General features: G+C 72.6%; 5 protein-coding genes and 1 pseudogene. 2 read left to right on the top strand and 4 right to left on the bottom strand.

Going from position 1 to position 4,314, the window contains the following annotated elements:
- Positions 1-113, bottom strand: a pseudogene (locus AOK22_RS43325) (ABC transporter ATP-binding protein); the annotation flags it as partial.
- 198 nt (positions 114-311) lie between these two features.
- Between AOK22_RS43325 and AOK22_RS35060 the strand changes: the two are divergent.
- On the top strand, positions 312-863 hold the full coding sequence (locus AOK22_RS35060; protein ID WP_055702747.1) for a GNAT family N-acetyltransferase: 552 nt from the start codon (positions 312-314) through the stop codon (positions 861-863).
- On the opposite strand, the gene AOK22_RS35055 is transcribed toward AOK22_RS35060, so the two are convergent.
- Both AOK22_RS35055 and AOK22_RS35050 read right to left on the bottom strand, forming a co-directional pair.
- Positions 860-1,459 carry an NADPH-dependent FMN reductase gene (locus AOK22_RS35055; RefSeq protein ID WP_055702746.1) on the bottom strand — a complete coding sequence of 200 codons (600 nt, stop codon included), beginning with the start codon at positions 1,457-1,459 and terminating at the stop codon, positions 860-862. The two genes, AOK22_RS35060 and AOK22_RS35055, sit on opposite strands and share 4 nt — an antisense overlap.
- A 159-nt stretch (positions 1,460-1,618) precedes the next feature.
- Positions 1,619-2,575 (bottom strand): helix-turn-helix transcriptional regulator, encoded by a 957-nt coding sequence (locus AOK22_RS35050; protein ID WP_055702745.1) that lies wholly within the window; start codon positions 2,573-2,575, stop codon positions 1,619-1,621.
- A gap of 118 nt (positions 2,576-2,693) precedes the next feature.
- On the opposite strand from AOK22_RS35050, the gene AOK22_RS35045 reads away from it, so the two are divergent.
- Entirely contained in the window at positions 2,694-3,425 is a 732-nt protein-coding gene (locus tag AOK22_RS35045; RefSeq protein ID WP_157872382.1) for an SDR family NAD(P)-dependent oxidoreductase, read from the top strand.
- Positions 3,426-3,449: 24 nt separating this feature from the next.
- Here AOK22_RS35045 and AOK22_RS35040 read toward each other — a convergent pair.
- A partial coding sequence (locus tag AOK22_RS35040; protein ID WP_244165226.1) for a type IV secretory system conjugative DNA transfer family protein occupies positions 3,450-4,314 on the bottom strand: 865 nt, incomplete at its 5' end.

The raw sequence follows: 4,314 nt of genomic DNA, 5'->3' as shown, positions 1-4,314 counted from the left end.
GCGCCGTTGGGGCCGAGGAAGCCGGTGACGGTGCCGGGGTGGACCTCGAAGCCGAGGTCGTCGACGACGGTCTTGTCGCCGTAGCGCTTGGTCAGTCCGTATGCCCTCATCATGGTCCCGATGCTGGCGTGCGCGGGGGCGTGGATCGTCGGACCGGGGGCGGGAAGCGGGCGCGGGCGGTAGTACCTGGGTACGACGGGGACCCTGAGGGGTGTGCCCGGGGAACGTCTGAGGGTCGCGTCCGGGGACCTTTCGAGGGTCGCGTCCGGGGACCTTCTGAGGGTCGCGTCCGGGGAACTTAGGATCGCGGCATGGAACATGAGTACGTCGTACGGGCCGTCCGCGCCGAGGAGTGGCCGCGGGTCAGGGAGCTGCGCCTGGCCGCGCTGCGCGATCCGGCGGCTCCGGTCGCCTTTCTGGAGACGTACGAGGACGCCGCCGCGAAGCCGGACTCCTACTGGCAGGAGCGTGCGGAGGGGGCCTCGCGTGGGCTGCTCGCGCGGCAGTTCGTGGCCGAGGGTCCGCACGGCGACTGGGCGGGCTCGGTGACGGTGCTCGTCGAGGAGGCGGGGGCGGACGACGTCTTCGGCGGGGTGATCGAGCAGCGCCAGGCGCATGTCGTGGGCGTCTTCGTGCGGCCCGAGCAGCGGGGGACCGGGGTGACGGAGGCGCTGTTCGAGGCGGCCGTCGCGTGGGCGTGGTCCCTTGAGGGGCTCGAGCAGGTGCGGTTGTACGTCCACGAGGGCAATCCGCGGGCGCAGGCGTTCTACAGCCGCTTCGGTTTCGTACGCAGCGGAGGGGCCGTCCCGGTACCGGGCGACCCCTCCGCGCGGGAGTACGAGATGGTGCTCAAGAGGCCTTAGCGGTACGGGTTCTCCGCGCGGGCCGTGCGCAGGGCCTTCGCCCACCAGGCCAGCTGGTCGAGCATGACCTTGGCGGCGCCGGGCGCGCCGTCCTTGTCGTGGGCGCGGCCGCCCTCGCCGAAGTGGTCCCAGGCGCCGTGGAAGCTGACGCCGTCGCGGACGGTGGCGCAGTGCAGCTCGGCGAAGACCAGGCGGAGCTGTTCGACGGCGCGCAGGCCGCCGCTTGTGCCGCCGTAGGAGACGAAGCCGACGGCCTTGGCCTCCCATTCGGTGCGGTGCAGGTCGATGAAGTGCTTGAGCCCGGCGGGGAAGCTGTGGTTGTACTCCGGTGTGACCACCACGTACGCGTCGGCGGCGTCGACCCGTTCGGCGAGCGCGGCCTGGGCGGGCGTGGGTTCGGTGCCCCAGGCCGGGTGGGCGTCGGGCAGGTCCAGGGCGGCGACGTCGATGACGTCGACGGTGAAGCCGGTGTGCTGCTCGGCGAGGGCGGTGAACCAGTCGGCGACGGTGGGCCCGAAGCGTCCGTCGCGGTTGGAGCCGACGACGACGGCGAGGCGCAGGGGCGCGGCGGCGGTGGTGTCCGGCGTGGTGGTCATGACGTACTCCTCAAGAACGGTCGTGCTGGGGACAGTTGGTGGAGGGAGCGTCAGTGAGTCTGCGCTGTCGTCGTTTCCGCCGGGACGGCGGGGGTGTTCTTCGGCGGTTCGGCCGTACGCGGCCGGCTCCCACGGGTACGGCCGCTACGGGGCCGGCTCCTACAGGTCCGGCTCCGCGCGGGCGATGAGATAGCCGAGCTGGGCCCGGGACTGTGAGCCCAACTCCCTGGAGATGGCGGCGACATGGCCCGCCACCGTGCGCCGCGACACCCCGAGGCGGCGCGCGATGGCGTCGTCCGTGAGGCCGGACACGAGCAGCTTTGTCACCGCGCGGCGGGCCTCGTCGAGGATCAGCGGATCGTGGGCGCGGGCGGCGGTCGTCTCCGAGAACGGCCGCGCCCGCTCCCACGCCTCGTCGAAGGCGGCGGCGAGGTGGGCGACGACGGCCGGATGGCGGACCTCCACCGCTCCCTGGTCGACGAGGTAGGCGACGCTCCGGTCGCACACGACGAGCCGGCCGGTCGGTTGCTGCAGGGTGCGGACGCTGCCACCCGACCGCTCGATGTCCTGGAGGTGCCGCCACCGCGCGGCGTGCGTGCGGGCCGCGTGCGGGAAGAGGGCGCGGTGGGTGACGCCGGCCGGGACCGTGATCCCGTCCGTCGCCCGGATGGTCAGCAGCTCCGAGCGGCATTCCCGCATGGCCTGCTCCAGGAGCGCGGGGACGGCGTCCGCGCCGTCGAAGACCGTCAGCCAGTCCTGGGCGTCGCGCCGCGCGGCCCGGTAGATCGCGTGGACCGGCGAGAAACCGGAGCTGACCGACCGCAGCCTGTCCTGCTGGGCGTCCAGCAACTCCCGTATCGGATGCAGCAGTTCGGACTCCGCGACGTTCGGCGACACCGGCACGAGGACGTCCGGGTCGTCCGGGGGCGGCGTCAGCAGACCCAGGCGTACGAGGCAGTGGGGCGCCGTCGCGCGCGGCAGGCACCCCTTGACGACGGCGGCGCGGTAGCGGATCAGGCCGTCGGCGCAGGGGGCGTCCGCGGTGTCGGTGCAGTGGCAGCCGGTTCCGGTTCCGGCGGCGGCACCGGTCCCCGGGCCCTTTGCGTCATCGTGCATCGCACGATTATGCACCGGGATTTCGAAGGTCAAGAGGTGCTTCAGCTGTGAGACTCGAAGCGAAGGGAGGCCTCCCCTTGGGAATCGAAGGATCGAAAGAGCGAAGGAACGAAGGAACGTGGTTCACGTGCATCTCTCCGGCAGCACCGTCGTCATCACCGGCGCGGGCAGCGGCATCGGCCTCGCCACCGCCGAGCTCGTCGCGCGGCGCGGCGCCCGCGTCGTGCTCACCGACCGCAGCGCGGACGCGGTGCGCCCGCACGCCGAGCGGATCGCCGCGACGACGGGAGCCCGGGCGGAGTTCCGCGCCCTCGACGTCACCGACGGCGCGGCCGTCGAGGAGGTCATGGGGTCGGTCGGCACCATCGACCATCTCCTCACCTGCGCGTCCGGCAGTGTGATCGCGCCCTTCGAGGAGCTCACCGAGGCGCGGGTGCGGCAGTTCTTCGAGGTCAAGTGGTGGGGGCAGTACCGGTGCCTGCGGGCGGCGCTGCCGTACATGCCGAAGGACACGGGGTCGGTCACGCTCGTCTCCGGATACCTGTACCGCAAGGCCGACCCGGGCTACTTCGCCTTCGCCGCGGTCAACGGCGCCGTCGAGGCCGCCGTGACGTCCCTCGCCATGGAGCTCGCGCCGCTGCGGGTCAACGCGGTGGCGCCGGGCCCGACCGACACGCACGCCCATCTGATGAGCCCCGAGGAACACCGCGCCTACCGTGAGGAGATCGCCGGGCGGCTGCCGGTGGGGCGGCCCGGCACGGCCGAGGAGGTCGCCCACGCGGCGGCGTACCTGATGGAGAACTCGTTCACGACGGGGACGACGCTGGACGTGGACGGCGGCAAGCGGTGAGCCGGGCCCGGAGATGAAGTCCCGCTAGGACACCGGGAGTTCGCTGTCCGGCCAGCGGGTCCGGCCCTGTTCCCGGGAGCGCAGCAGCGCCAGCGTCGGCAGCCCGCGGTCCGCGCCGGTGGCGAGCAGGTCCGGCAGCTGGGGCAGCGGGGCCACCGCGGCGACGTCGTCCAGGACGAGCGTCATTGGTGGGTCGAGCCGACCGGAGGATGACCGTTCGGCCATGCGCCGGCCGTGCTCGACCACGCTGGAGGCGAGTGCCGTCAGCAGAGGCATGGCACCCGGGCCCTGGTGGGACTTGGGATCCTCGATCGCCTCACCCACCACAAAAAGCGTGCCCCCTTCGTCCACGAAGGAATCCAGCGTGAGCGCATCCGTCCGGTTCGGTGTGCAGGATTCACGGACGTGGACGGTGAACAGCGCGGACAGGGCCCGGGCGGTCAACTCCTGGGCGATATCGCGCCGTTCGGCGTGCGCGGTGAGGGCGGCCTCCAGCTCGCCCGCGCTGCCGGACGAGGCCTTGGGATGCGTACGGAGGATGCGTACCGCTTCCTGGATCTGGTTGCCCTGGGACCAGCGGTGGACGATCTTCATCGGCTTGTCGGCCACCGCGGCGGCGTGCAGGAAGCTGCGCAGCAGGGTCCTGGCCGTGTCGGCCACGGCGCTGTCCAGCTTCGCGGTCGGCCTTATCGGGGCGAGGAGGGCGGTGGCGCGCTGGTCGGCGGTCGCCCTGTCCTGGCAGCCCGCGGTGGGGGACCAGTGCAGCCGGGCCGGGGTGTCGCAGAGGTGGGAGGGGTCGTAGAGGAGGACCGGGCCGAGCTTGGCGCGCGCGTCCTTCGTCTCGGCCCACAGGGTGGGGTCGGAGGTCAGGACGAGGGCGGCGCCCTCG

Source organism: Streptomyces silaceus (assembly GCF_001419745.1).
Taxonomy (GTDB): domain Bacteria; phylum Actinomycetota; class Actinomycetes; order Streptomycetales; family Streptomycetaceae; genus Streptomyces; species Streptomyces silaceus.
The sequence above is the reverse complement of the archived record's forward strand: the minus strand, read 5'-3'. Positions and strand labels throughout refer to the sequence as shown.

Bases quoted from the DNA above. Each gene is read 5' to 3' on its own strand.
- AOK22_RS35055 (WP_055702746.1), bottom strand. From the start codon at position 1,459: ATGACCACCACGCCGGACACCACCGCCGCCGCGCCCCTGCGCCTCGCC.
- AOK22_RS35050 (WP_055702745.1), bottom strand. From the start codon at position 2,575: ATGCACGATGACGCAAAGGGCCCGGGGACCGGTGCCGCCGCCGGAACC.
- AOK22_RS35060 (WP_055702747.1), top strand. From the start codon at position 312: ATGGAACATGAGTACGTCGTACGGGCCGTCCGCGCCGAGGAGTGGCCG.